The following is a 25,362-nucleotide window of genomic DNA, read 5'->3' as shown; positions in this document are numbered from 1 at the left end:
CAGAACGGGCGTCGAGGCCGAGGTGGAGAAGCGGCTCTGGTGCGGACCGGTCCAGGTGCCGGGCACCGGCGCCGGCACCGACTGGGTGCCCGTGCCGTTGAAGGAAGTCACCAAGACGGGTGACGAGGTCCGTTACGAGGTGCAGTCGCCGCAGGTGCCGGAGAAGGGCAACCGCAGCACGCCGCTCGGCAAGCTCGTGCGCACCGACGGCCGGGAGTTCGACCCGTCGAAGCAGCAGGACCTCACCGCCGGGCGCGACTTCCTCGCCGTGCTGCCCGACGACGGCAAGCGCTCCAACGCCGACCTCGGGCTCGGCAACATCGACCTCAAGCTGCGCGACGACCTGCTCAGCACCGCGATCTCCGGCTGGGCGAACCCGGACATCTGGTACACCTCGGAAGGCACCCTGAGCGCCGAACCGGGCTCACGGCTGCGCGTGATGCGGATGAAGGTCGAGAAGCTCTTCGAGACCGACAGCGGTTTCCGCCGCACGAACTGGCAGGGTTTCGCCCCGCAACCGTCCGAGCTCGCGCTGGAGGTGCCCGGCAAGCGCCAGCTGCTGCCCGCCGAACGGCTCCCGGCCAACGGTTCGGTGTTCGTCGTCTACACGGTGCCCGACCCGAAGGAGGGCACCGAGACGCTCACCCTCGGCTCGCTCGGCGCCAAGTCGCTGGAGCAGCGGGTCGAGATCCCGTCCGGCAAGCGCGCCGACAACCCGCCGCGGGTGCTGCAGCGCGCCGCCGCTCCCGCCCACTTCACCGAGTCGACCCAGAAGCTCCGCCTCGGCGGCAGCGCGATCGACATGAAGATCACCGGCGTGCGGCTCGGCCGGCAGCGCCCGATCAAGTTCGGTGAGAGCCAGTACGACCTCGCCACCATCTCCGCACCGGACAAGGCGCTGCTGGAGGTGCGGATGGAGGCCTCCGGCGACCTGCCGGACACCGCGGGCGGCGCCGTGACCAAGGACCTGATCACCGTGACGCTGCCGGACGGCTCGACCGCACCGCAGCTCGGCGCCCGCTACGACGGCGGTCCGCTGCCGTTCGCGGTCGTGGTCGAGGTCCCCGCGGACACCCGTTCGGTCTCGGTGGGCCTGGTCGAGGGCGTGGTCGAGCTGCCGAGGATCGGCCGCACGCTGATCTCGCCGGTCGACTCGCGCATCACCCTCGCGTTGGAGTTCTGAACCAGCATCGCGGCCAGCGCGAGCCAGCCGAGGACCACCAGCACCAGCCCGCCCCAGCCCCACTCGCCGTACGCGGTGCTGCCGGACGTGCCGCCGATGCTGCTGCCCACGTAGAACCCGCACAGGTACAGCCCGGACGCGTGGCCGCGCGCGTTGGACGGGGCGCGCGAGCCGACCCAGCTGCTCGCGACGGCGTGCGAGGCGAAGAATCCCGCCGTGACGATCGCCAGGCCCAGCGGCACCCACACCAGGCTCGCGACCGTGCCCAGCGCCACCACCCCGATGGCCATGAGCAGCGCGCGCCCGCGGCCGAGCCGGTCGGCCGTCCTGCCCGCGAACGCCGCCGCGGTGCTGCCGAACGCGTAGAACAGGAACACCAGCGACTCCAGCCACGACGGACCGGTGAGCTGGAAACCCGCGACGTTGTAGAACGACACGAACGCGCCGACCATCAGCACGGCGACCGCGTACAGCGCGAGCAGCACCGGATCCCTCAGGGCCGCCTTCATCCCGCGCGGCGCCCGCTTCGGCGCGGCCTGGGCGCGCGGCAGGAAGAAGACCACGACGAGCGCGGCCGCGAGCCCGGCCACGCCGGTGAGCAGGATCGACCCGCGCCAGCCCAGCCAGTCGGCCGTCGTGCCGGAGAGCAGGCGGCCGAGCATGCCGCCGACGCTGTTGCCCGCGATCATCGCGCCCATCGCGCCACCGAGCTTCCCGCGGGGCAGCTCGTCCGCGAGGTAGGCCATCGACGCCGCGGGCACCCCGGCCGCCGCGATGCCCTGCAGCACCCGCAGCACCAGGAAGACCTCGTAGCTCGGCGCGAAGGGCAGCACGACGCCGAGCAGACCCGCGAACAGCACGCTGGCCACGATCACCGGCCGGCGCCCCACCCGTTCGGACAGCATCGCCACCGGCACGACCACCACGGCCAGCGCCAGCGTCGCGGCGGACAGCGCGAGCGACGCACCGCCCGGCCCCAACCGGTAGTCCGCGGCTATCTGCGGCAACACCGGCTGCGGTGCGTAGAGCAACGCGAAACACGCGAGGCCCGATGCGGCGATGGACGCGGTCAACCTGTTCACGCATTCGACGCTAAGCCATACGTCCAATACGGAAATGGGTCAGAATCAATTCGTGGATGAATTGGACCTGGCCCCGAAGCTGGCCGTGCTGAAAGCGCTTGCCGCCGACGAGCACGTGACCCGTGTCGCAGAACGCGTCGGGCTGCCCCAGCCGACGGTCAGCCGCTGGCTCGCCGAGCTCGGCGAGCAGCTCGGCGCACCGGTCGTCGTGAAGACCGGACGCCGGGTCCGGCTCACCCGCGCCGGCCGCCTCCTCGCCGAGGCCGCGGCCCGGTCACTGGCCGCGCTGGAACCCGGCCTGCGCGAGGTCGAGGAGGAGCTGGACCCGGAGAAGGGCCGCGTGGTGCTGGGGTTCCTGCACATGCTCGGCCGGTCGCTGGTGCCAGAACTGGTCCGCGGGTTCCGCGCCGAGCACCCGCACGTGCGGTTCGGCCTGATCCAGAACGCCCGCGCCGCCGTCGTCGAGAAGCTGCGCCAGGGCGAGATCGACCTCGCCCTGGTCGCCCCACCGCCCGAGGGGCCGGAGTTCTCCTCGGCCGTCCTGTTCGAACAGGAGCTGATCGTCGTCGTGCCGTCCGCGCACCGGCTGGCCACCAGGAAGTCGGTGCGGCTCAAGGACTTGGAGCACGAGGACCTGATCCTGCTGGAACACGGCTACGGCCTGCGGCAGATCACCGACGACATGTTCGCCGCCGCCGGGATCACCCCGCGCACCGCCTTCGAGAGCCAGGAGATCGAGACCGTCCGCGGCCTGGTCGCGGCGGGTCTCGGCGTCGCACTGCTGACGCACGCCGAGACCACCCCGCCGGCCGGGCTGCGCGAACTACCGCTGACCCCGCGGGCGAGCCGCGTCTTCGGGCTGGCGTGGTTGAAGGACCAGCCCCTGCCGCCCGCGGTCCGCGCCTTCCGCGAGCACGCGCTCAGGACTCACGACGTCCAGCGCTGAGTCCCGGACCACGTCCGCAGGTACGACTCGGCGCCGCCGAGCATGTCCCGCACGAGCTGGTCACCGCCGGCCTGGTGGATCTGCTCGATCCAGTCGGGCAGCAGGCCGACGTGCGCACCGCCGTCGGTGTTGACGTCCCACACGCGGTCGCCGGTGCGCTGCCGGTCGACGAGCGGCCCCTCCGGGTAGGTGCGGAACGGGTAGGTCACGCCGGTGCGCGGTGCCGGGTGCGAGCCCACGCCGTTGAAGTCGCTGCCGAACCCGATGCCCACGTCGTACTTGCGGCGCAACGGTTCCGCCGCGGCCGCCTGGGCGACGTAGGTGGGGGCGTCGTTCTCGTAGCCCGCCACGAAGCCGCCGAGCTGGTAGACCTTCTCGGTCCACTGCGCGTCCATCCAGCTGTGGCTCGACAGGATGCCGGGGTAGTGCGCCTGGGCGGCCAGATCCAGCGTGCGTCCGGCGGCCTTCACGCTCATGTGGTCGATCTCGATCATCATGTGCCGCTTCATCATGCCCCGCACCGCGTACTCGCCGAGCGAGGTGAGGCCGCGGACGTTGCAGCGCTTCTCCTCGTCGTACTTCGGCGCGACGACGTTGGCGGGGATCAGCGCGTTCGGCCCGGCCACGCCGATCGGGTTGTCCTGCTGCGGTCCCGCGCACTTCTCGGTCTTCCACCACGTGCCGGTGCGCAGGAACTGGCCGGCGTTGAGCACGCCGCCCTGCACCCCGGAGTCGAACCTGACGCCGCACAGGGCGTTGTCGAACTTGTGGCACAGGAAGGCGCTGCGCACGCCGAGCGCGTAGACCTCGTCCAGGCCGCGGTCGATGTCGCCCTTGCCGCACAACGGGAGGTCGAGCAGCTGCCGGCAGCCGAACAGCTCAGAGGTCTCGATGCCCATGATCACCGCGAGCTTGCCCTGCTCGATCACGTCCCGCGCCTGCTCGGACGAGGTGACGATGCGGAACCAGCCCTTGCCGGGCCCGCCGAACTGCCGGTCCACGAAGTCCTGCAGCTCGTAGGTCCGCTTCGCCTGCAGCCGCACCGACGCCATCTCGTCGCACGGCTTGTCCTTGAACGGGTAGATCACGCACAGGGTGGCGTTGCTGGTCAGGTCGGTGACCAGGACGCGCTGCCCGCCGCGCCACGCCCGTTCCAGCCAGGCGTAGTAGTTCTGCTGGTGCGAGACCGTCTGGTAGGACGGCCAGTCCTTGAACGTCGGCCAGCCCACCGGGTCGTGGCCGTCGAAGTCGTTCGTGACGACCGCCTCGAACAACGCGCCGATGCCCGCCGGGTAGTGCTCGGGGCAGTCCTTGAGCGCAGCCTGGGCACCCTGCTCGTCGAACTCCTCGCCGCAGATCAACCGGCCGCCGAACGCCTGGTCGGTCATCAGGTGGTTGTGCGCGTCGACGAACCCGCGCACCCTGCCCTGGCCGTCGGTGCCCTTGAAGGGCTCGCCCGTGACGTTGATCTGCGAGTCCTGCGTGGGCCGGGCGACCGGTTCCCACCAGGGCGTGCTCGCGGTGGCGGGGGTCAGCGCCGCCAGTGTCAGCGAGACGGCGAGAACCAGGCGAAGCAACACGAGCGCTCCTCTACGACGGTGTGAAGGCGCTCACATCATGCCGTGGAACTTCGCCGTCTCGTATGGCCGATCGTAGGGACTAACGCGAATATTTTTCGGCCAGCTCGACGAGCGTGCGCGCGCTGAAGCCCGTGGCGCCCGCGACGACCTCCTCGTAGACCTTCTCCGAACGCGCGGGGCCCGCGATGTCGAGGTGCGCCCACGGCACGTCGCCCGCGAACTTCTGCAGGAACAGCGCCGCCGTGATGCCGCCCGGACCGGGCGGGCACTGCTTGTAGTCCGCGATCTCGCTGGTCACGGCCTCGACGTGCTCCTCCAGCAGCGGCATCCGCCACCACTGCTCGCCGACCCCGGCACCCGCCTCGATGACGGCTGCGGCGATCTCGGCGGACGGCGTGAACACCGCGCCCGTGCGCAGGCCGAGCGACACCTTCATCGCACCGGTCAGCGTCGCCACGTCCACGAGCAGGTCCGGCTTGAGGTTGCGCACCGCGTACGCCATCGCGTCGGCCAGCACCATGCGGCCCTCGGCGTCGGTGTTCTGCACCTCGGTGGTCGCGCCGCCGTAGTGCCGCACGACGTCGCCCGGCCGGTACGCCGAGCCGGAGATGTGGTTCTCCGCACACGGCACGAGACCGGTGATCCTGACCGGCAGCCGCCTGCGGGCCACGGCCATCAGCGCGGAGATCACCGCACCGCCGCCGGCCATGTCGGTGCGCATCAGGTGCATGCCGTCGGCGGGCTTCACCGAGATGCCGCCGGTGTCGAACGTGATGCCCTTGCCGACGAACACCAGGTGCGGGCCGGTCGTGCCGTACGTCAGCTCCAGCAACCGCGGTGGCCGGGCGCTTCCGCCGCCGACCGCCAGGACGCCGCCGAAGCCCTGCTGCCGCAGCCACTTCTCGTCCCGCACGGTCGCGGACAGACCGTCGATCTTCTCCGCGAGCTTGGCGGCGGTGGTCGCGAGCCAGCGCGGGTCCTTGACGTTGGAGGGCGTGTTGGCGAGGTCACGCGCCAGCGAGGTGGCGGTGGCCAGCGCGTGGGCCTTCAGCGCGGCCGAGGTCAGCACCTCTTCGAACCCGGTGTCCCCGGTGACCAGCCGCAGCGAGCCGACGCGCTTCGGGGCCTCCTCGCCGGTGACCTTGAAGCGGTAGCCGCCGAGCGCCGCGCCCAGCACGAACGCGCGCACCTTCTCGGCGTCGAGGTCCGGGGTCAGCAGCACGTCGGCGCTCTTCGGGGCGTCCTCGCCGCTCAGCGCGCGGACCAGGGCCGCACCCGCCGTGCGGTGGTCGCTCAGCGTGCCGGTGCCGACACCGAGCGTCCAGGCCTCGTCGTGGCGGACCACCTCACCGGCCTTGCCCGTGAGGTCGGAGACGTCGATGCCGTCGCCGCCCGGCCCGAGCACCGGTCCGGTGGCCGCGAGCACGACCGTCGCAACGCCGCGGCGCGCGGTGGTGGCCACCTCGACGTCCACGAGCTTGGTTGGCACTGACGGAACCGTCGAACCCACGCCGGACCCCTCCCCATGTATTTTCGACGGCTCCATTTTGACTCAGCGCCAAACGTTGCGATGCCCCGGCCTCCACTGTGGAACACAGCGGAAACCGGGGCTTGCGTGTTTCTGGTGCTTCTCGCCGGGATGCCTCAGCCGGCGGCGGCCTTCAGCGCGTCGCCCAAGGCGCTGGCCTCGTCCGCCGACATCTCGACGACAAGGCGCCCACCACCCTCGAGCGGCACGCGCATGACGATGCCGCGTCCCTCCTTGGTGACCTCGAGGGGACCGTCGCCGGTCCGGGGCTTCATGGCCGCCATCGCGTGCTCCCTCCGTCAACTCTTCCCCGTCCGGCCAGGCCGGATCTGCTCCATTCTCCCCTATCGCGACTCAGGGGCGAAACCGAACCGATCTTTTGGCGAGTTCGGGTGACATTTGTTGATCTTGATTTCACCCTGATCAGTACCCGTTTTCACGACAAGACAACACTTTCGGCGGTCGCGGGCGCGGCGTGACAGACTGTGCCGGGTGCGAGCCCGTTCCGCGCTCTTCGACGTCTACGGCGGCCACCTGCGCGAACGCGGTGGCGCCGCCACCATTGCCGCCCTCGTCCGGCTGCTGGAGCCCCTGGGATTCGCCGCACCGGCCGTGCGCACCGCCGTTTCCCGGACGGTGCGGCAGGGCTGGCTGCAGCCGACCAGGCTGCCCGACGGGCCGGGTTATGCGATGACACCTCGCGGGGAACGAAGGCTCGACGAGGCCGCGGCCCGCATCTACCGCACCCGGCCGTCCACCTGGGACGGTCGCTGGCACGTCGTGGTGCTGGAGGAGATGCCGGGCCGCGACTCGCGCGACCACCTGGCCTCGGAGCTGCAGCTGCTCGGCTACGGCGCGCTCGGCCCTGTGACGTGGATCGCGCCGCGGCCGTCACCGGAACTGGCCGACGTGCTCGCCGCCGAAGAAGTGTCCGCACGAACTTTTCACGGTTCACACGACGGTCCGGACGTCGAGCTGGCCGCGAAGGCCTGGGACCTGGCCGGGCTGGGACGCGACTACGCCGCCTTCGTCGCGCACTGGCGGCCACTGGTGTCCGTTGTGGACGAAACCGGCGACGCGGCGGCGTTCGCCGCGTCACAGCAGCTGCTGCACGCGTGGCGGAAGTTCCTGTTCCGCGATCCCGGTCTTCCTGCTGAACTGTTGCCACCGGACTGGCCGGGGCACGCGGCAGCGTCGTTCTTCGACGAACAGACACTGCGGCTGGCGCCGGGCACGACTCGGTTCGTCGACGAGTGCCTGCGGCCGGTTCGCAACGTTTCCACTGCTTGATGGAGGTTCAGTGTCCGAGCTCCTCGTCGACGACGCCGATGGTGTGCGCACGTTCACGTTCAACCGCCCCGAGTCGTTCAACGCCTTCACCATCGCGCTGAAGGAGTCGTTCCTCGCCGCACTGAAGGAGGCGGCGGCCGACGAGTCGGTGCGCGCGGTGGTGATCACGGGTGCGGGCCGGGCGTTCTGCGCGGGTCAGGACCTCAAGGAGCACATCGGGTTGCTGCAGGCCGGTGATCCCGCGCCGCTGCACACCGTGGAGCAGCACTACAACCCCATCGTGCGCGAGCTGATCGGCATGCCGAAGCCGGTGATCGCCGCGGTCAACGGCAGCGCGGCCGGTGCGGGCGCGTCCTTCGCCTACGCCTCGGACCTGCGCATCGCGGGCACGTCGGCGAAGTTCCTGATGGCCTTCGCGAACGTCGGTCTCACCGCGGACTCCGGCGCCTCGTGGACGTTGCCGCGGCTGATCGGGCACGGCCGCGCGATGGAGATGATGCTGCTCGCGCAGCCGGTGGGCGCCGAGGAGGCGTTGCGGATCGGCATGGTCAACCAGGTCGTGCCGGACGAGGAGCTGCAGGAGACCGCGCACCTGCTGGCCGCCAAGCTCGCCAAGGGCCCGACGACGGCGTACGCGAAGATCAAGGAAGCGCTGGCCGCGGCCGCCGACGGCACGTTGGAGGACGCCCTGGAGGCCGAACGCCGCACCCAGGCCGACTGCGGCGCGACCGAGGATCACCGGGAAGCCGTGGACGCCTTCGTGAACAAGCGCGCCCCGAAGTTCATCGGCCGGTAGCGCGGAAGCACGTCGCGATGTGGTCGTCGACCATGCCGGTGGCCTGCATCAGCGCGTAGCACGTGGTGGGGCCGAGGAACTTGAAGCCGCGGCGCTTCAGCTCCTTGGCCATCGCCTTGGACTCGGCGGTGATCGCGGGCACGTCCGCGATCGTCGCGGGCCGCACGTGGTCGGTGGGCGCGAACGACCACAGCAGCTCGTCGAGATCCACCTCCTGGTCGACGATCACCCGCGCGTTGTGGATCGCCGCGTCGATCTTCATCCGGTTGCGGACGATGCCCGCGTCGGCCATCAGCCTTTCCACGTCGGCGGGCCCGAACTTCGCGACCAGCTCGGGATCGAAGTCGCCGAAGGCCGCGCGGAACGCCGGTCGCTTGCGCAGGATCGTGATCCACGACAGTCCGGACTGGAACGCCTCCAACGACATCCGCTCGTACAGGGCCTCGGTGCCGTGCAGCTCCACGCCCCACTCGGTGTCGTGGTAGGCGATGTAGTCCGGCGTGGAATCACCCCACGGGCAGCGAACGATCACCGGTACTCCTCCGCGAACCTCGCGAACCGCTGCAGCGAGCGGCGCAGCATCAGCACGAAGAGCGGCTTCACCACCGGGAAGAAGAACGGCACGTCGAGTCGTTCCGTCCACACGAAACGACTGCCGCGCACGGCGAAAACACCGGTGCCGCGCACGACCCGGCCGAGGTGCTCGACCTCGACGGCGTGCGGCGGGTCCCAGCGCGTGATCCGCATGCGGTCCGAGACGCCGAACGTGACCGCGTCGATCTCGCTGCCGACCGACCGCCCGTCGCCCGCGACGACCGACACGCGGGTGCCGAACACCCACTCGGACTGGCGTTCCCAGTCGGTCATCGCGCGGAAGATCGTGTCGGGCGGAGCGGCCACCTGGACCGTCAGCTCAAGCTCGGTCACTGCTCTCCAGTTCCTCCACGCGCGCCCGCAGCGTCTCGACCTCGGTCGCGAGCCGTTGCAACGCCCAGTCGACCTCGCTCATCTTGTAGCCGCGGAACACCTGCTGGAACTTCAGCTCGCGGACGTCCTCCGCGGTGATGTCGTCCGACGGCAGCCGCGTGGGCGAGGCACCTGGCGGCAGCGGGGCGAGCTCCTCGCCGCGCCCGAACACCAACGCCGCGAGCAGGAACACCACTGCCGCGACGGCCACCATCACGATCAGGTAGATCAGGGCGTTGGTCACCCGACGATCGTGGCACAGCTCAGGCAGCGGCGAGCGAGCAGACCGAGCCGGACGATCACGGCCCACGTCGCGAAGCTCGCGATGCTCATCGGGAACGACTGCACGAGCCGTTGCGGATCCAGGCCCCAGGTCGCGCCGAGGATGGCTACGTTGCCCAGCACCACGACCAGCAGCGACAACAACGCGATCGACGCCGCGAGCCTGGCGAGCAGCTGCGTGGCGAACCGGCGGGCCAGCACGCGGCCCAGGACGAGCGCCACCAGGGCGATGCCCGCGGAGACGCCGCTGGTCATGTCGTTGGCCTTGGCGATCCACAGGTACCAGGTCGGCACCGGGCCGCCGAAGTCCTGCCACGGCCCGATGAAGTAGAGCCGGCCCATCTCCCACAACGCGTGCATCGTCGGCAGCACGACGGCGAGCCACGCCAGCGTGCGCGCGCCGTACGCGACGGCCAGCTCCGCCTGGTACTCCCCGGCGATCTCGCGGACCGGGCCGAACTCCTCGACGGCCTTGCGCTGCGCGGTCTCCTCGTCCAGGCCGCGGTCGAGGTGGGCCTCGACGGCGTCGCTGAGGCTGTCACGGGTCTCGGTGAGCAGGTCGCGGACCTGCCTGCGGGAACCCTGCAAGCGCGACCCGAGGTCCGTCACGTAGTCGTCGATCAGGCCTGTGCCCACTTGCCGCCCCCTCCCAGCACGCCGTCGATGACCGACGTGAACTCCTGCCACGCGCTGCGCTCGGCGCGCAGCGCCCGTTGACCGGCCGAGGTCAGCTTGTAGGTGCGGCGCTTGCGTCCGCCGACCGTGCTCCAGTCGCTGACCACGTGCCCGGCGCGCTCCAGCCGGCGCAACGCCGGGTAGACCGTGCCGGTCGGCAGGTCGAGCGCGCCGCCGCTGCCCAGCTGCAGCGCCTCGATGATCGCGTATCCGTGCAGCTCCCGGCCGTCGAGCGTGGCCAGCAGCAACGCGTCCAGGTGGCCACGCAGCGCATCGGGCTTCATGAGTAGCCACTCTACTCATGCCGCCGCATCAGGGGAGCCCTGAGATCTCCCCCATATCCCGCCGAAACGCTCGATGAGTAGCGCGCCTACATATAGCCTCCCTACTCATGAGCGCTGCCGACCTCGCCCGCGTCCAGTTCGCGACGACGACCTCGTTCCACTTCCTGTTCGTGCTGCTCACGCTCGGGCTGGTGACCCTGCTCGCGATCATGCAGACCCGGTTCACGCTGACCAGAGCACCCGTGCACGAACGGATGACCAGGTTCTGGGGCCGGATCTACGTGATCAACTACGCGCTGGGGATCGCCACCGGGATCGTGATGGAGTTCCAGTTCGGGCTGAACTGGTCGGGTCTCGCGACCTACGCCGGTGACGTGTTCGGGGCGCCGCTCGCGCTGGAGACGCTGGTCGCGTTCTTCCTGGAGTCCACGTTCCTGGGGCTGTGGATCTTCGGCTGGGGCCGGCTCAACCGCTGGCTGCACCTGGCGTTGCTGTACCTGACCGCGCTGACCGCCTACGCGTCCGCGTTCTGGATCATGGCGGCGAACGGGTTCCTGCAGCACCCCGTCGGCTACCGGGTCGACGGCAACGTGTTGCGGCTGGAGGACTTCTCGGCACTGCTGACCAACCCGACGTTCGGGACCGCGTTGGTGCACGTGGTGTTCGCGTCCCTCACGGTCGGCGGGGTGTTCCTGACCGGCGTGTCGGGGTACCACTTCATCAGGCGCACGGCCGAGACGGACTTCTTCCGGCGGTCGCTGCGGATGGGCGTGATCACGACCGCGCTGGCCACGCCCGTGCTGGTCGGGGCAGGCTTCGCGCAGTTCCCGATCCTCAGGGAGTTCCAGCCGGGCAAGCTCGCGGCCGGACCGGGCGTCGCACTCGGATTCATGATCATCATCGGGATGACGCTGACGACGGTCAGCTGGCTGACGCTGCCGTTGCTGGTCAAGGATCTGGTCATCCGGATGCGATTCCCGTTGTACCTCATGGTGATCGGGATTCCGCTGCCGTTCGTGGCCGCGATCCTCGGCTGGGTGTTCCGCGAGGTCGGCCGGCAGCCGTGGCTGGTCTACGGGTTGCTGCGCACCGAGGACGCGGTGTCCCACGTGGACTCCTCGCAGATCCTGTTGTCGCTCGTCGTGTTCTCGTCCCTGTTCGTGTTGCTGGCGTGCGTCGACTGGGCGTTGATCGCACGTGCGGTCCGCCGCGGTCCGGACGTCACGCCCGCGCCTGTCTCGCCGTTGGTGGTGACGCTCTGATGGAGATGCTCTGGCTGGTCGTGCTCGGTGTGCTCGTCGTCGGCTACTTCGCGTTGGCGGGCTTCGACTACGGCACGGGGTTGCTGCTGCCGTTCCGGCGCCGCGACGAGACGCTGGCCCGGATGACGCCGTTCTTCCTGGGCAACGAGGTGTGGCTGGTGGCCGCGATCGGGGTGCTGTTCGCGGCGTTCCCGCGGCTCGAAGGTGAGCTGCTGTCCGGGGCGCACTCGGTGTTCACGCTGGTGCTGGCCGGGTTGGTGCTGTTCATGGCGGCCGTGCAGCTGCGGTTGTGGTCGTGGCTCGTGTTCACCGGCGCGCTGACGGTCTCCGTCGGCTGGGGCCTGTTCCTGGCGCACCTGCTCGCCGCGCCGTGGCCGGTGGCGTTGGTGATGCCGGTGCTGTTCGCCTTGCACGGCTGGGCGTTCCAGACCCGGCGGTGGACGTTGTTCCCGCTCACCGGACTGCTCTGCGCGCTGCCCGTTCCGCTGGCGTTCAGCTCGATCGACGTCGGCGGGCTGATGGCGCACGCGAACACGCTCGGCCTGCTCGCGTGGGTCGCGATCCCGATCATCCCGCTGGTGGTGTTGGTGCAGTGGTCGATCGTCGCCATCTCCTCGCGCTGATCCCGATCCCGTTCCTGGTGCTGGCCCAGGCCGAGCTCCTGGCGTCGGTGCTGAGCGGCGGATCCGGTCTTCTCCCGCTGTGCCTGGTGGTCGGCCTGCGGGTGCTGGTGTGGTGGGCGCACCGGGCGATGGCGCATCGAGCTGCCGAACGAACCCGAGCACGTCTGCGCGAGGCCTTCCTGCGCTCCCCCGGCACGCGGGCGGGCGAGGTCGCGACGCTGGTGACCCGGGGCGTGCACGACGTGACGCCGTACGTCGTCGGGTATCTGCCGCAACAGGTTCTGGCCGTGGCCGTGCCACTCGCGGTGGTCATCAGGCTGGCGTTCGCCGACCTGACGGCGGCGCTGACGATCCTGCTGACGCTGCCGTTGATCCCGGTCTTCGGTGCTCTGGTCGGCGCGCACACCCGTGAGCGGACGGCTCGCCAGTGGGACGCGCTCGCCACGCTCGGCGGGCACTTCCTGGACGTCGTCAAGGGCATCGGGACGCTGCGGGCGTTCGGGCGGGCGCGGGCGCAGTCCACGACGGTCCGCGAACTCGCCGCGCGGCACATGGCCGAGACGATGTCGGCACTGCGGGTGGCGTTCCTGTCGGCGTTCGTGCTGGAGCTGGTGGCCACGATGTCGGTGGCGGTGGTCGCGGTGCCGGTCGGGCTGAGGCTGCTGACCGGCGGGGTGCCGCTGCACACCGCACTGCTCGTGCTCTTCCTCGCCCCGGAAGCGTTTCTCCCGCTGCGCGCGGCCGGGGCGCAGTACCACGCGAGCGCTCAGGGCCGTGAGGTGCTCGCGAAGGTGCCGCCGCACACCGAGACCACGGGGGTCGAGCCGCCGGACCTCGCGCACGCCGACATCGTGTTCGAGGACGTGAGCGTGCGCAGCCTCAGGAACTTCTCGCTGCACATCGAACCGGGTGAGCGCATCGCGCTGGTCGGGCCGAGCGGTGCGGGCAAGAGCACGGTTCTCGGGCTGCTCCTGGGGTTCGTGCAGCCGGACGCCGGCCGGGTGCTGGTCGGTGGCGTGGACCTGCGCGAGATCGACCGCGAGGCCTGGCTGAAGGCGCTCGCATGGGTGCCGCAACGACCGACGCTCGTGCCCGCGAACTTGTCGTCCGGTGAGCAGCAACGGGTCGCGCTGGCCAGGGCGCTGGACCGGCGCCACGCCGGGTTGTTCCTGCTGGACGAACCGACCGCGCACCTGGACGCGGAGTCGGAAGCGCTGGTGCTCCAGGCCACGCGCGACTTCACGAAGGGCCGGACCGCGGTGATCGTGGCGCACCGGCCGACGCTGCTGAACGAGGTGAACAGGGTGGTCCAGGTATGAGACTCGCGATCCTCGTCGGCGTCCTCGCCGAACTGGCCGGCGTCGGCCTCACCGCGACGGCGACCTGGCTGATCATGCGGGCCGCCGAGCACCCGCCGATGCAGGCGCTGACCGTGGCGATCGTCGCGGTCCGCACGCTCGCGCTGGCCAAGGGCGCGCTGCGCTACCTCGAACGCCTGACCAGCCACAAGGCCGTGCTCAGCGAGGCCGTCGAGCTGCGCGGCCGGGTCTACGACGACCTCGTGAACCGCAGGCACGTCCCGTCCGGCACGGCGCTGACCCGCATCGTCACGAACGTCGACCAGCACCTCGACACGAAGCTCCGCGCGACCCTGCCGTGGATCACCGCGGGTCTCGTGAGCGCGGTGGCGGCGGTCTTCTCCCTCCCGCTCGCGCTCGGCCTGCTGATCAACGTCGCGCTGCTGCCCTGGCTCGCCGTCCGCAAACCGGAGGACCTCACACCGTTGCGGGCCGAGCTGACCGAACGAACTGCGGAACTGGTGCACGGCAAAGAAGAACTGATCGCCTACGGCCTGTTCGACGAAAAGCTCTCCGCGGCCACCGCGACCGCGAAGGCGTTGTCCCGCAAGGAACGCACCCGCGACCTGACCCCGCTCGCGATCGCCGTCCAGTTCGGCACGGCACTCGTCCTGCTCGCCCAGCACGAACCGGCCTGGCTGATCATGGCCGCCATCGCGACGTTCGAGATCACCATCCCGCTCGCCGCCCTCACCAGGCCGGCCCCGGAACCGACCGGCGAACCCGAGCCGGTCCACGTGCCGGAAACCCCGGTGCTCCAAGGCAGGACGGCGATCGTCGGCCCGAGCGGCATCGGCAAGACCACCCTGCTCAACGCCATCGCCCACCGGCTGGAACCGAGCAAGGGCGCGCTCGCCGACGCACACGTCTTCCACACCACGGTCCGCACGAACGTCCTGCTGGCCAAACCCGACGCCACGCAGGAAGAACTCGACCGGGCGGCCGAGATCACCGAACTGGACCTCGACTGGGACCGGGTCGTCGGCGAACGCGGCGAGGAGATCTCCGGCGGCCAGCGGCAGCGCCTGATCCTCACCAGATCGGTGCTGGCCGATCCGGAGGTCCTGCTGCTGGACGAGCCGACGGAAGGGCTCGACCCCGAGCAGGCCGACCGCGTGCTGAAGAAGGTCCTGGACGCCTGCCGGGGCACCGCGCTCGTCGTGACGCACAGGGAGGAGCAGCTAGCGCTCTTCGACCACGTGCACCATCGGGGGCCGGTCCGCGACGAGCACGTCGGTCGAGTCGGGTAGCCACTCGCCGTCGACCTGCACGAACTGAGTCAACGGGCCGGGGTCGAAGTCCACCCGGCACCGGGCCAGCGCCGTGCCCATGATCTGCGACGACATCACGCCGAGCTGCAGCAGCGACCGATTGCGGTGCTTGCGCACGCCCAGGTTCACCTGGGCCAGCGCGGACAGCCCGTAGATCCGGTGCGCGTCCAGCAACAGCCCGATCTCCACGCCGTACCCGGCCGCGAACGGCACGGACTCCAAAAAGGACCGGGTGGCGGCGTACTCGCCGCCGAGCGGTTGCACCACACCGGAGAGCTCCGGCCGCAACGTGTTCAGCAACGGCCGTGCCACCAGTTCGGTGACCCGCCCGCCACCGGAGCTCTCCAGCCGCAACGGCCGCCGGTAGAAGCCCTTCACCAGGTGCACGTCCGCAACGTCGAGCAACGGCCCGAGCAACGCCGTGACGAACGCCGTCTCGGGATCCACCAGGTCGGAGTCGAGGAACACGATCAGGTCGCCGGAGGTCGCGGCGAGCGACCGCCAGAGCACCTCTCCCTTGCCGGGCAACGGTTCCAGCCACGGCACGACGTCCTCGCGCCGCACCACCCGCGCCCCGGCGGCCGCCGCGACGCCGGCGGTGCGGTCGGTGGAACCGGAGTCCATCACCACCAGCTCGTCGACGAGCGTGCCGAGCAACGGCCGGACGACACCGACGACGTCGCCGACGGTCTCCTCCTCGTTCAACGCGGGCAGCACGACGGAGACGGTCCGGCCGCGTTTCAGCGCCACGAGCTCGTCGACCGTCCACGAGGGCTGCTGCCAGGTGTGCGTGGCGAACCAGGCTTCGACGGAGGGCAGCATCAGGCGAGCGCCCGCACGGCTCGGGCCGGCGGACGGGTTCCCGTCACGCTCGCAACCATCTCCACGACCTTCCTCGCCTGCCGCACGTCGGACGCACGAATGGCGCGTACTCCGGACATCGCAGCCACTGTGGCAGTCGCCAGGGTGAAATCCTCATCCCCTGCGGGGATCGTCACCACATCCAACGTTTCGGTGAGCGATGGCAATTCCAGGTCACCGTCGAATTCCACGACGTCCGCGCCGTCATCAATGGTCTGGCCCAAAGCGTCCGCGCTGGTCAGATGCGCAACGACCAGCACGCGGTCTTTCGGCAGCTCAGTGATGCGGAATCGGTTCATGCCACTCAGCGTAAAACAGTGAGCTGGCTCACACGGCTTGCTACCGGCGAGTAGCAATCTGCTTTACTCCGCAGTAACAACCCTGTGTGATCTACGTCATGGTCAAGGAGGACCAGCGTGCGACGATCACTTGTTCCAGTCCTGGTACTCCTCACAACCCTGCTCGGTGCTCCGGCCGCCATCGCGGCACCCGGACACCAGATCTCCTACGAGTCGATCTCCGGCGTCGGTGGCACCACCCTGAAGGCCTTCGTCGTCGAACCGACCGGACGGGGCAACGGGCCGTTCCCGTTGCTGGTCATGCCGTCCAGCTGGGCGGTGCCGAACATCGAGTACGTCGGCGCGGCGGCCAAGCTCGCCAAGGAATCCGGTTACGTCGTGGTCAGCTACACCAGCCGCGGCTTCTGGGACTCCGGCGGCGAGATCGACATCGCCGGTCCGGACACCGTCGGTGACGTGAGCAAGGTCATCGACTGGGCCATCGCCAACGCCCACGCCGACGGCAGCGAGGTCGGCGTCGCCGGGATCTCCTACGGCGCCGGGCAGTCGTTGCTGGCGGCGGCCAACGACAAGCGGATCAAGGCGGCGGCCGCGTTGAGCACGTGGACCGACCTGGCCCGCTCGCTCTACCCCAACAACACCGTGAACAAGCAGGCCGTCGAAGTGCTGCTCGCCGCGGGACACGCGACCGGACGTCCCGGTCCCGTGCTGAACGAGGCCGAGGACGCCTACCACGACGGCAGGTTCTCCGAGGTCTTGCCGATCTCCGCGGGCCGCTCGGCCGCCTCGAAGATCGCGCAGATCAACGCCAACGGCACCGCGGTGCTGCTCGGCAACGCCTGGAACGACGGCATCTTCGCGCCGGGCCAGGTCGCGGACTTCTACTCGAAGCTCACCGGCCCCAAGCGGCTCATGCTCTCGCCGGGTGACCACGCCACCGCCGAGCTCTTCGGCGCGGCCGGGCTGCCCAACGAGATCTGGGAGTCGGTCGGCCGCTGGTTCGACCGCTACGTCAAGGGCACGGCCAACGGCATCGACGCGGAACAACCGGTGCAGCTCAAGCCCAACAACGGCGGCACGTGGCGGAAGTTCGCCTCGTGGCCGTCCGGTGCCGTGGACACGATGGAGCTCGACGGCAAACGCATCCACGCCGGCTGGAACACCGTGGCCGACAGCGGCACGATCCTGCTCTCCGGTGCGCTGCAAGGGTTCCTGAACATCCCGACCGGGGTCTCGCTGCCGTTCGTCGACCGCAACCTCGCGGGCGTGTGGAACGGACCGCAGTACCCGAACGGCGCAACGCTCGCGGGCACGCCGAAGCTCCGGCTGACCGTGACGCCGAGCGCCGAGACCACCACGCTGTTCGCCTACCTGTATGAGGTCGGGCCGCTCGGCCTGGGCTCGCTGATCACGCACAAGCCGGTCAAGGTGACCGGTGCGGGCCGCACGCAGACGCTCGACGTGGAACTGGAGCCGACCGTGTGGAACGTCGGCGCCGGCGACCGGATCGCACTGGTGATCGACACGGTCGACCCGCGCTATGTCACGGAATCGACACGTGGTGCCACCGTCACGTTCGGACCGTCGAGCTTGACGGTGCCCAAGGCGTAAGAATGTCCGGGTGGACTTCACCCGGCAGCAGGTGCTCTTCCACCGGATCCACCAGCACGAGCTGGACCGGCGGGTGGCAAGCGCGGCCGAGCTGGCGGTGTTCTCCCTGGGCGTCCAGGACAACACCTCCGGCTCGGCCCTGCTGAGCCTCGCCGCGCGGCTGCACGATCCCTCGGTGGACGAGTTCACCGTCACCTGGTCCGTACGAGGCGCTCCTCATCTGCACCGCGCGGGTGAGCTGAAGGCGTTCGCCCGCGCGCTGTGGCCGTGGAGCGACGCCGACGCACGAGCGCGTGCCGCGCGTCCCAAGGTCGACGACATGGTGGCGTCGTTGCGGCACATCGCCACGGCGATGCGGTCGATCGTCACCAAGCCGATGACCAAGGGCGACGTCAGCAAGGCGCTGACCCCGTTGGCGCCCAGGCAGACCGTCGAACCGTGCCGCGGCTGCGGGACCGAGCACGTCAGCGACCCGATCTTCCGCCTCGGCGCGCTCCCGGCCGGTCTCCGGATCCTCCCGGAGGAGAAGACCGTGACGTTCGAACGGATCCACGGCTGGCCGGTCGTGCCGCGCAAGACGGCCGGTTTCCACGAGCTGGTGCACCGGTACCTGAGCCTGCACGGACCGGCGGGACCGTCCGAAGTGGCCGGTTACTTCGGCACGACGACCCGTGAGGTCAAGAAGCAGTGGCCGACCGAGGGCCTGGTCGAGGTGTCCGTCGAGGGGCAGCGGGCATGGCTGCCGGAGGACGTGGAGATCGTCGACGCCGAACCGCCGGACGTGCGGCTGCTGCCGCCGACCGACCCGTACCTGCAGGCCCGCGACCGGGACCTGCTGCTGCCGGACAAGGCCGCGCAGAAGGACATCTTCCGCATCCTCGGCCGGCGCGGGGCGATCCTGGTGGACGGCGAGATCGCGGGCTCCTGGCAGGGCAGGGTGGTCTCCGGCAAGCGGTTCGAGGTGACGGCCACGCCGTACCGCCCGCTGCCGGATCTCCTGCCGGAGGCCCAGCTCCTGGCTCAGGCCAAGGGACTAGCCGACGCAAGCGTCAAGAGCGACTGACACGTCGTCGGTCACCACGAGCGACTTCAACGCGGCGTGCGAGACGAAACCCTTGTCCCGCAACTCGGTCAGCCACTCGACGAGCCCCTTGTAGTGGTTGTCGACGTCCAGCAGCACCACCGGCTTGGCGTGCATGCCGAGCACGTGCGACGTCCACACCTCGAAGAACTCCTCGGCGGTCCCGATGCCACCGGGCAGCGTGAGGAACGCGTCCGCCTTGTCGTCCATCATCTTCTTGCGCTCGCGCATGGTGTCGACCACGTGCAGCTCGGTCGACTCCCGGTCGGCGATCTCCCTGGTGGCGAGCCCCTTGGGGATCACCCCGTAGGTGTGCGCCCCACCGGCGCGGGCCTCCCGTGCCACCGCACCCATCATCGACGTCTGCCCACCGCCCCACACGAGGTGCCAGCCGCGTGCCGCGATCTGGCGCCCCACCTCGGCGGCGAGGTCGATGTAGCTCTGCGGAACGGTCGACAGGCTGCCGCAGTACACAGCTACGTACATCAGTGCGCGTCCGCCCATGCCTGGTGCGCTTCCTTGACCACGCGCACCGCGTCCTCGATGTCGTCGGTGAGGTGCAGCAGCGCGAGGTCCTTCTCGCCCACCTTGCCGCCCTCCAGCACCGAGTTCTTGATCCAGTCGTAGAGGCCCTGCCAGTAGTGCGTGCCGAACAGCACGACCGGGAACTTCGTGACCTTCTTCGTCTGCACCAGCGTCAGGGCCTCGAACAGCTCGTCGAGCGTGCCGAACCCGCCGGGCAGGCAGATGAAGGCCTGCGAGTACTTGATGAACATCGTCTTGCGCACGAAGAAGTAGCGGAAGTTCACGCCGAGGTCGACCCACGGGTTGAGCCCCTGCTCGAACGGCAGCTCGATGCCGAGCCCGATCGAGAACCCGCCGGCCTCGGAGCACCCGCGGTTGACGGCCTCCATGGCACCCGGTCCGCCACCGGTGATCGCCGCGAACCCGGCCTGGGCCAGCGCCGCGCCGAGGTCCCGGCCGATCTGGTACTCCGGGTGGTCCCTGCCGGTGCGCGCGGAACCGAACACCGTCACCGCGCTGGGCACCTCGGCGAGCGCCCCGAAGCCCTCGACGAACTCGGCCTGAATCCGCAGCACCCGCCACGGATCCGTGTGCACCCAGTCAGAAGGCCCGCGCGAGTCCAGCAGGCGTTGGTCGGTGGTGGTGAGCTCGTCCCGGCGTTCTCTGCGCAGCACGACCGGCCCGCGCATCTTCTCCAGTGGACGCTCGTCCACCACGCCGTTCTCGTCTTTCGTCATCACTGAGATACTAGTGATCAGGCAAGCAGAAATCGCTTAAGCACGTCGAAACAACCGGTGATCTGACGTACCGGCACGTTCTCCTCCTGCGTGTGCGCCAGCGTCGGATCGCCCGGTCCGAAGTTGACGGCGGGCATGCCGAGCGCCGCGAACCGCGCCACGTCCGTCCACCCGAGCTTGGCCACCGGGGTGCCTCCCGCGGCCCGCACGAGCTCCTGGGCGGCGGGCGCGTTCAGCCCGGGCAGCGCGCCGGCCGCGAAGTCCGTGACGGTGACGTCGAAGCCGTCGAAGACCTCGCGCAGGTGCTGTTCCGCCTGCGCCACCGTGCGATCCGGGGCGAACCGGTGGTTGACGGTCAGCACCGCCTCGTCCGGCACGACGTTGCCCGCGACGCCACCGCTGATCTTCACGGCCTGCAGGCCCTCGTGGTACCGGCAGCCGTCGATCTCGGGCTGCCGCGGCTCGTAGGCCTCCAGCCTGCGCAACGCCTCGCCCATGCCGTGAATGGCGTTGCGGCCCATCCACGCCCTGGCGGTGTGGGCGCGCTTTCCGGTGGTCCTGATCTCGATCCGCATCGTGCCCTGGCACCCGGCCTCGACCGTGCCGTTGGACGGTTCGCACACGATCGCGAGGTCGCCCAGCAGCCAGTCCTTCAGCTCGCGCTCGATCCGGGTGAGCCCGTTGCGCTCGGCCTCGATCTCCTCGCAGTCGTAGAAGACGAACGTCAGGTCGTGGCGCGCGTTCTGGCTGAGGGCCACGATCGCGAGCATGACCGCGTCGCCGCCCTTCATGTCGACGGTGCCGCAGCCGTGCAGGATCTCGCCCTCGCGACGGCTCGGGAAGTTCTGGTTGATCGGCACGGTGTCCAGGTGCCCGGCCAGCACCACCCGGCGATCCTTGCCGAGGTTCGTGCGCGCCAGCACCGCGTTGCCCGATCGGGTGATCTCCAGGTGGGGCGCGTGCAGCTGCAGCGACCGTTCCACGAGGTCCGCGATCTCCGCCTCCTCCCCGGACACGCTGCGCACATCCACCAGCGCGGTCGTCAGGTCGATCGGGTCGGCGAGCAGATCAAGGGTGTCGGACACGGCGTTCACCCTACTCAGCCCGCTTGGGCGCTGGGCCGTTCAGCCGATACCGTGCGCTGCGTGATCGAACGCACACTGCTCGTGATCACTCTGCTGCTGATGGCGACCGGTTGCGGCGAGGCACCGGCCGCGTGCGACCGGCAGTGCGGTGAGATCAGGACCCTCTTCGCGGCCCCGTGCGGCTCCCAGCACAGCGGCACCCCCGCCGACTGCGCGGGCTGGGTGAGCCGCGTCAGCACCATGACCCGCAAGCTCGACCGGGCGTTGCAGGGCAAGCGCGTCCAGGAGGACGTCAGCGCGGTGCTGCCCCGGCTGATGACCGCGGTGGGCGACTTCGAGGCGCACCGCTGCGGTGAGGTGAAGGTCGACAACATCGGCAGCACCGACGCCCGTCAGTCGAAGTGCAACGAGGCGCTGATCGCCACCAGGGGTGACCTGGGATCGCTCTACTTCTCCGCGGACGTCCCGGACTGATCCCACCCCGCGAGCGGACTAAGCTGGGTGCCCGTGAGCACCGCATACGGCATCGGCCTGGCCACTGTGACCCCGGACGGCACCGTCCTCGACACCTGGTACCCGTCCCCCGCCCTCGGTGAGACGACGGACCTGGGCACGTCCCGCGTGTCGTCCGCGGAGATCGCGGAGGCCCTGGGCGAGTCGGCCGCCAAGCTGCTCGGTGAGGACCTCGAACGCGGCGTCGAGGTCGTCGGTGTGCGCGTCGCGATCGACCTCACCGCGGCCCCCGCCGACACCTACGACATCTGGCTGCGGCTGCACCTGCTGAGCCACCGCCTGGTCAAGCCGCACGGCGCCAACCTGGACGGCCTCTTCGGCCTGCTCAACAACGTCGTGTGGACGAACCACGGCCCATGCGCGGTCGACGGGTTCGAACAGACCCGCACGCGCCTGCGCGTCCGCGGCCCGGTGACCGTCTACGGCATCGACAAGTTCCCGCGCATGGTCGACTACGTGGTCCCGTCCGGCGTCCGCATCGCCGACGCCGACCGCGTCCGCCTCGGCGCCCACCTCGCGGCGGGCACCACCGTCATGCACGAGGGCTTCGTCAACTTCAACGCCGGCACGCTCGGCAACTCCATGGTCGAGGGCCGCATCTCCGGTGGCGTCGTCGTGGGCGACGGCTCGGACGTCGGCGGCGGCGCCTCGATCATGGGCACCCTGTCCGGTGGCGGCAAGCAGGTCATCAGCGTCGGCGAGCGGTGCCTGCTGGGCGCCAACGCCGGTCTGGGCATCTCGCTCGGCGACGACTGCGTGGTCGAGGCGGGCCTGTACATCACCGCGGGCACGAAGGTGACGCTGCCGGACGGCGAGGTGGTCAAGGCCCTGTCGCTCAGCGGCCAGTCCAACCTGCTGTTCATCCGGGACTCGGTGAGCGGCACGGTCCTGGTGAAGCCGCGCAAGGGCACCGGCGTCGAACTGAACGCCGCGCTGCACGCGAACGACTGAGGCACAAGCCGCTTCTAGGAGGACAAATACAGTGCCTGGGGCCCGGACTGCTGCGGCAGGCTGGGCCCTTGCCGGCTCAGGGAGGTGCACGTGCTGAAACAGCGACTCGAGTTGAACGCTCGCGCCGCGATCGAGCGTGCCCTGCAGGGGGCTCAGTCGGAGGACTCCTTCGTGGAGTTCAAGACCCAGTGGCCGATCGACCACGGCAAGGCCGCACGCCAGATCGCCGCGCTCTGCAACGCCGCGCGCGGGTCGGAGGCGATGTGGATCGTCGGCGTCGACGAGAAGGGCCGTTACGTCAAGGGCGCGCCGGCGGAGGAGCTGTCGAGCTGGTGGCCCAAGGTGGAGAGCCACTTCGACGGTGTCGCGCCGGGGCTCACCACGGTCGCGTTCGACTGGGCGCCAAGGCGAACCGTCGTCGTGCTGTCGCTGCAGACGGACAACGCGCCGTACGTCTTCGTCACCAAGAAGGAGCCCTACAGCCGGGAAATCCCTTGGCGCTCAGGCGAACGCACGAGATCCGCTCGCCGAGGCGAGGTCCTGGAACTGCTGGTGCCCAAGCTGGACATGCCGGGCTGGGAGTTCGTCAGCGCCCGCGCCACGCTCAGCCAGCACTCGCCGACGCTGCGGTTCGAGGGTGACCTCTACCTGGAGACGAACCAGCCGCTGTCCCTGCCGCACCACCGTTGCCACTCGTACGCGACGTACGGGCTCGACAGCGAGACGGTCGACCTGGCGTTCAGCTTCCGCACGAACACGCGTGACGTGCGGGCGGTCGAGCGGGTCGTGCGGGTCGCGGAACCGGCCGTGCTCCACGTGAGCGCGGACGCCGACGTGGAGCTGGAGGCGTTCTCCGACCTCTGGGACCTGCACTGGCACCTGGTGCTCGGCCTCGGGCTGAGCGGGGACTCGATCAGCACGAGCGTCCGGCTCACGACGGACGCGGTGCCGCCGAACCAGTTCACCCGCCGGGTGTGGTCAGCCCTCAAGCCTTGAGGCGCACGACCGCGGTTCCCACGCCGAGCCGCTCAGCGGGTCGCCCAACCCTCAGGCCTTCAGCCGCTCAGCCCTCAGGCCTTGAGGCGTTCCGCGGCGGCCGCGATCCGCTCATCCGTCGCCGTGAGCGCGATCCGCACGTGCCGGGCACCCGCCGGTCCGTAGAACGTGCCGGGAGCCGCGAGAATCCCGCGGTCGGCCAGCCAGGAGATCGTCTCCCAGGCGTCCTCACCGCGCGACGACCACAGGTAGAGCCCCGCCTCGGAGTGCGACACCGTGAACCCGGCCGCCTCCAGCGCGGGCTTGAGCACCTCGCGCCGGGCGAGGTACCGGGCACGCTGCTCGGCGACGTGCTCGTCGTCCTCCAGCGCCGCCCGCATGGCCTCCTGCACCGGCCGCGGCACGATCATCCCGGAGTGCTTGCGCAGCTCCAGCAGCTCCGCGACCAGCTGCGGGTCGCCGGTGACGAACCCGGCCCGGTAGCCCGCGAGCGAGGACGACTTCGACAGCGAGTGCACGGCGAGGACACCGTCGAAGGAGTCCACAACGGACGGATGCAGCACCGACACCGGCGCGGCTTCCCACGGCAGCGCCAGGTAGCACTCGTCGGAGGCCACCACCGCGCCGACCGCGCGGGCCGCGGCGACGGCGTCGCGCAGCTGCTCGGCGGACAACACGCGTCCGGTGGGGTTCGACGGCGAGTTGAGCCACACGAGCTTCGTGCCGGCGGGCGGCAGTTCACCGTCGGCAAGACGCACCACGGAGGCACCCGCCAGCAGCGCGCCCACCTCGTAGGTCGGGTACGCCACGGACGGCACGGCCACGACGTCGCCCGGACCGACGCCGAGCAGGGTCGGCAGCCACGCCACCAGCTCCTTGGAGCCGATCGTGGGCAGCACGGCCTGCTCCGACAGCCCGACGACGCCGTACCGGCGCTCCACGGCCGCCACGAAGGCCGCACGCAGCTCGGGGGTGCCGTGGGTGGTCGGGTAACCGGGGATGTCGGCGACGGACGACAACGCGGACTGGATCACCGCGGGAACCGGGTCGACGGGCGTGCCGACGGACAGGTCGACCACGCCACCCGGGTGCTTGCGCGCCTTGGCGGCGTGGTCGGACAGCGAGTCCCACGGGAAGTCCGGCAGGGCCGGCCCCCTGCGCCGGCCCTTCGGGTCGATGATCAATGCCCCTCAGCCTGCGGTTCGAGCGCCTTCACGAACTCCGGGTCGGCGCTGACCTTGCCGACCTTCGACGCGCCACCGGGCGAGCCGAGCTCGTTGAAGAAGTCCGCGTTCGCCTTGGTGTAGTCCTTCCACTCGTCGGGGACGTCGTCCTCGTAGTAGATGGCTTCCACCGGGCACACGGGCTCGCACGCACCACAGTCCACGCACTCGTCGGGGTGGATGTAGAGCATCCGGTCGCCTTCGTAGATGCAGTCGACGGGGCACTCTTCGATGCACGCCTTGTCGAGCACGTCCACGCACGGCTGGGCGATCACATAGGTCACTGCGCTCTCCAACTTCCTCTGGTCCACACCGCGCAAGCCGGAGAGTACGCGGCACGTTCGAGTATCACCC

The 25,362-nt window shown here is 70.0% G+C and carries 28 protein-coding genes; 12 read left to right on the top strand and 16 right to left on the bottom strand.

Features of this window, described 5'->3' with window-relative positions:
• Nucleotides 1–1,020: 1,020 nt before the first annotated feature.
• Complete coding sequence (locus ACWEIJ_RS28085; RefSeq protein ID WP_449840230.1) at nt 1,021–2,265, bottom strand: MFS transporter; 1,245 nt, start codon at nt 2,263–2,265, stop codon at nt 1,021–1,023.
• Between the two features lie 52 nt (nt 2,266–2,317).
• On the opposite strand from ACWEIJ_RS28085, the gene ACWEIJ_RS28080 reads away from it, so the two are divergent.
• Nucleotides 2,318–3,211 (top strand): LysR family transcriptional regulator, encoded by an 894-nt coding sequence (locus ACWEIJ_RS28080; RefSeq protein ID WP_449840229.1) that lies wholly within the window; start codon nt 2,318–2,320, stop codon nt 3,209–3,211.
• Here ACWEIJ_RS28080 and ACWEIJ_RS28075 read toward each other — a convergent pair.
• The 3 genes from ACWEIJ_RS28075 to ACWEIJ_RS28065 form a co-directional block, all read right to left on the bottom strand.
• Nucleotides 3,193–4,791, bottom strand: a complete 1,599-nt coding sequence (locus tag ACWEIJ_RS28075; protein ID WP_449840228.1) for a hypothetical protein — start codon at nt 4,789–4,791, stop codon at nt 3,193–3,195. The two genes, ACWEIJ_RS28080 and ACWEIJ_RS28075, sit on opposite strands and share 19 nt — an antisense overlap.
• Before the next feature lie 79 nt (nt 4,792–4,870).
• On the bottom strand, nt 4,871–6,337 hold the full coding sequence (locus ACWEIJ_RS28070; RefSeq protein WP_449840227.1) for a leucyl aminopeptidase family protein: 1,467 nt from the start codon (nt 6,335–6,337) through the stop codon (nt 4,871–4,873).
• Between the two features lie 98 nt (nt 6,338–6,435).
• On the bottom strand, nt 6,436–6,603 hold the full coding sequence (locus tag ACWEIJ_RS28065; protein ID WP_065914675.1) for a DUF3117 domain-containing protein: 168 nt from the start codon (nt 6,601–6,603) through the stop codon (nt 6,436–6,438).
• A gap of 208 nt (nt 6,604–6,811) precedes the next feature.
• On the opposite strand from ACWEIJ_RS28065, the gene ACWEIJ_RS28060 reads away from it, so the two are divergent.
• The gene (locus tag ACWEIJ_RS28060) at nt 6,812–7,609 is read left to right on the top strand and encodes a PaaX family transcriptional regulator (protein ID WP_449840226.1); all 798 of its coding nucleotides are present in this window, start codon (nt 6,812–6,814) and stop codon (nt 7,607–7,609) included.
• A 10-nt stretch (nt 7,610–7,619) separates the two neighbouring features.
• The gene (locus ACWEIJ_RS28055; protein WP_449840225.1) at nt 7,620–8,405 is read left to right on the top strand and encodes an enoyl-CoA hydratase-related protein; all 786 of its coding nucleotides are present in this window, start codon (nt 7,620–7,622) and stop codon (nt 8,403–8,405) included.
• On the opposite strand, the gene ACWEIJ_RS28050 is transcribed toward ACWEIJ_RS28055, so the two are convergent.
• From ACWEIJ_RS28050 to ACWEIJ_RS28030, 5 genes are read right to left on the bottom strand one after another with little or no spacing between them, the layout of a single operon-like run.
• Nucleotides 8,392–8,934, bottom strand: a complete 543-nt coding sequence (locus ACWEIJ_RS28050) for a DNA-3-methyladenine glycosylase I (RefSeq protein WP_449840318.1) — start codon at nt 8,932–8,934, stop codon at nt 8,392–8,394. The genes ACWEIJ_RS28055 and ACWEIJ_RS28050 overlap by 14 nt on opposite strands.
• The gene (locus ACWEIJ_RS28045; RefSeq protein WP_449840224.1) at nt 8,934–9,332 is read right to left on the bottom strand and encodes an SRPBCC family protein; all 399 of its coding nucleotides are present in this window, start codon (nt 9,330–9,332) and stop codon (nt 8,934–8,936) included. Before ACWEIJ_RS28045 ends, ACWEIJ_RS28050 begins: the two co-directional genes overlap by 1 nt.
• Nucleotides 9,319–9,615 (bottom strand): DivIVA domain-containing protein, encoded by a 297-nt coding sequence (locus ACWEIJ_RS28040; RefSeq protein ID WP_355446043.1) that lies wholly within the window; start codon nt 9,613–9,615, stop codon nt 9,319–9,321. Before ACWEIJ_RS28040 ends, ACWEIJ_RS28045 begins: the two co-directional genes overlap by 14 nt.
• A complete protein-coding gene (locus ACWEIJ_RS28035; RefSeq protein ID WP_449840223.1) occupies nt 9,612–10,289 on the bottom strand; it encodes a permease prefix domain 1-containing protein in 678 nt (225 codons plus the stop codon). The genes ACWEIJ_RS28040 and ACWEIJ_RS28035 overlap by 4 nt, the downstream gene beginning before the upstream one ends.
• Nucleotides 10,274–10,612, bottom strand: coding sequence for a PadR family transcriptional regulator (locus ACWEIJ_RS28030; RefSeq protein WP_449840222.1), 339 nt, complete (start codon nt 10,610–10,612; stop codon nt 10,274–10,276). Before ACWEIJ_RS28030 ends, ACWEIJ_RS28035 begins: the two co-directional genes overlap by 16 nt.
• A 107-nt stretch (nt 10,613–10,719) precedes the next feature.
• Here ACWEIJ_RS28030 and ACWEIJ_RS28025 point away from each other — a divergent pair, with 107 nt between their 5' ends.
• From ACWEIJ_RS28025 to ACWEIJ_RS28010, 4 genes are read left to right on the top strand one after another with little or no spacing between them, the layout of a single operon-like run.
• Nucleotides 10,720–11,874 (top strand): cytochrome ubiquinol oxidase subunit I, encoded by a 1,155-nt coding sequence (locus ACWEIJ_RS28025; RefSeq protein WP_449840221.1) that lies wholly within the window; start codon nt 10,720–10,722, stop codon nt 11,872–11,874.
• Nucleotides 11,874–12,497 (top strand): cytochrome d ubiquinol oxidase subunit II, encoded by a 624-nt coding sequence (locus ACWEIJ_RS28020; RefSeq protein ID WP_449840220.1) that lies wholly within the window; start codon nt 11,874–11,876, stop codon nt 12,495–12,497. The genes ACWEIJ_RS28025 and ACWEIJ_RS28020 overlap by 1 nt, the downstream gene beginning before the upstream one ends.
• Nucleotides 12,467–13,816 carry an ABC transporter ATP-binding protein/permease gene (locus ACWEIJ_RS28015; RefSeq protein ID WP_449840219.1) on the top strand — a complete coding sequence of 450 codons (1,350 nt, stop codon included), beginning with the start codon at nt 12,467–12,469 and terminating at the stop codon, nt 13,814–13,816. Before ACWEIJ_RS28020 ends, ACWEIJ_RS28015 begins: the two co-directional genes overlap by 31 nt.
• Nucleotides 13,813–15,105 (top strand): amino acid ABC transporter ATP-binding/permease protein, encoded by a 1,293-nt coding sequence (locus ACWEIJ_RS28010; RefSeq protein WP_449840218.1) that lies wholly within the window; start codon nt 13,813–13,815, stop codon nt 15,103–15,105. The genes ACWEIJ_RS28015 and ACWEIJ_RS28010 overlap by 4 nt, the downstream gene beginning before the upstream one ends.
• Here the strand turns inward: ACWEIJ_RS28010 and ACWEIJ_RS28005 are convergent.
• Nucleotides 15,037–15,948, bottom strand: a complete 912-nt coding sequence (locus tag ACWEIJ_RS28005) for a glucosyl-3-phosphoglycerate synthase (RefSeq protein WP_449840217.1) — start codon at nt 15,946–15,948, stop codon at nt 15,037–15,039. The genes ACWEIJ_RS28010 and ACWEIJ_RS28005 overlap by 69 nt on opposite strands.
• Entirely contained in the window at nt 15,948–16,286 is a 339-nt protein-coding gene (locus tag ACWEIJ_RS28000) for a hypothetical protein (protein ID WP_449840216.1), read from the bottom strand. Before ACWEIJ_RS28000 ends, ACWEIJ_RS28005 begins: the two co-directional genes overlap by 1 nt.
• Before the next feature lie 117 nt (nt 16,287–16,403).
• Here ACWEIJ_RS28000 and ACWEIJ_RS27995 point away from each other — a divergent pair, with 117 nt between their 5' ends.
• Together ACWEIJ_RS27995 and ACWEIJ_RS27990 are read left to right on the top strand one after the other, a co-directional pair.
• Nucleotides 16,404–17,897: a CocE/NonD family hydrolase gene (locus ACWEIJ_RS27995; RefSeq protein WP_449840215.1), complete on the top strand. Its 1,494-nt coding sequence runs from the start codon at nt 16,404–16,406 to the stop codon at nt 17,895–17,897.
• Nucleotides 17,898–17,907: 10 nt separating this feature from the next.
• Entirely contained in the window at nt 17,908–18,960 is a 1,053-nt protein-coding gene (locus ACWEIJ_RS27990; protein WP_449840214.1) for a winged helix DNA-binding domain-containing protein, read from the top strand.
• Here ACWEIJ_RS27990 and ACWEIJ_RS27985 read toward each other — a convergent pair.
• The 3 genes from ACWEIJ_RS27985 to dapE are packed head-to-tail and all read right to left on the bottom strand — an operon-like array spanning nt 18,931 to nt 21,325.
• The gene (locus ACWEIJ_RS27985) at nt 18,931–19,464 is read right to left on the bottom strand and encodes an LOG family protein (RefSeq protein ID WP_449840213.1); all 534 of its coding nucleotides are present in this window, start codon (nt 19,462–19,464) and stop codon (nt 18,931–18,933) included. The two genes, ACWEIJ_RS27990 and ACWEIJ_RS27985, sit on opposite strands and share 30 nt — an antisense overlap.
• On the bottom strand, nt 19,464–20,240 hold the full coding sequence (locus tag ACWEIJ_RS27980; protein ID WP_449840212.1) for an LOG family protein: 777 nt from the start codon (nt 20,238–20,240) through the stop codon (nt 19,464–19,466). Before ACWEIJ_RS27980 ends, ACWEIJ_RS27985 begins: the two co-directional genes overlap by 1 nt.
• A gap of 17 nt (nt 20,241–20,257) precedes the next feature.
• Nucleotides 20,258–21,325 (bottom strand): succinyl-diaminopimelate desuccinylase, encoded by a 1,068-nt coding sequence (gene dapE, locus ACWEIJ_RS27975; RefSeq protein WP_449840211.1) that lies wholly within the window; start codon nt 21,323–21,325, stop codon nt 20,258–20,260.
• A gap of 60 nt (nt 21,326–21,385) precedes the next feature.
• Here dapE and ACWEIJ_RS27970 point away from each other — a divergent pair, with 60 nt between their 5' ends.
• The 3 genes from ACWEIJ_RS27970 (at nt 21,386) to ACWEIJ_RS27960 (ending at nt 23,785) form a co-directional block, all read left to right on the top strand.
• Entirely contained in the window at nt 21,386–21,799 is a 414-nt protein-coding gene (locus tag ACWEIJ_RS27970) for a hypothetical protein (protein WP_449840210.1), read from the top strand.
• Nucleotides 21,800–21,832: 33 nt separating this feature from the next.
• Nucleotides 21,833–22,789, top strand: a complete 957-nt coding sequence (dapD, locus tag ACWEIJ_RS27965) for a 2,3,4,5-tetrahydropyridine-2,6-dicarboxylate N-succinyltransferase (protein WP_449840209.1) — start codon at nt 21,833–21,835, stop codon at nt 22,787–22,789.
• A 90-nt stretch (nt 22,790–22,879) separates the two neighbouring features.
• The gene (locus ACWEIJ_RS27960) at nt 22,880–23,785 is read left to right on the top strand and encodes a hypothetical protein (protein WP_449840208.1); all 906 of its coding nucleotides are present in this window, start codon (nt 22,880–22,882) and stop codon (nt 23,783–23,785) included.
• Nucleotides 23,786–23,859: 74 nt separating this feature from the next.
• Here the strand turns inward: ACWEIJ_RS27960 and dapC are convergent, their stop codons facing one another.
• Entirely contained in the window at nt 23,860–24,969 is a 1,110-nt protein-coding gene (dapC, locus tag ACWEIJ_RS27955; RefSeq protein ID WP_449840207.1) for a succinyldiaminopimelate transaminase, read from the bottom strand.
• On the bottom strand, nt 24,966–25,292 hold the full coding sequence (gene fdxA, locus ACWEIJ_RS27950) for a ferredoxin (protein WP_355445994.1): 327 nt from the start codon (nt 25,290–25,292) through the stop codon (nt 24,966–24,968). Before fdxA ends, dapC begins: the two co-directional genes overlap by 4 nt.
• Between the last annotated feature and the right edge of the window lie 70 nt (nt 25,293–25,362).

The organism is Lentzea sp. NPDC004789 (assembly GCF_053601075.1).
The sequence above is the reverse complement of the archived record's forward strand: the minus strand, read 5'-3'. Positions and strand labels throughout refer to the sequence as shown.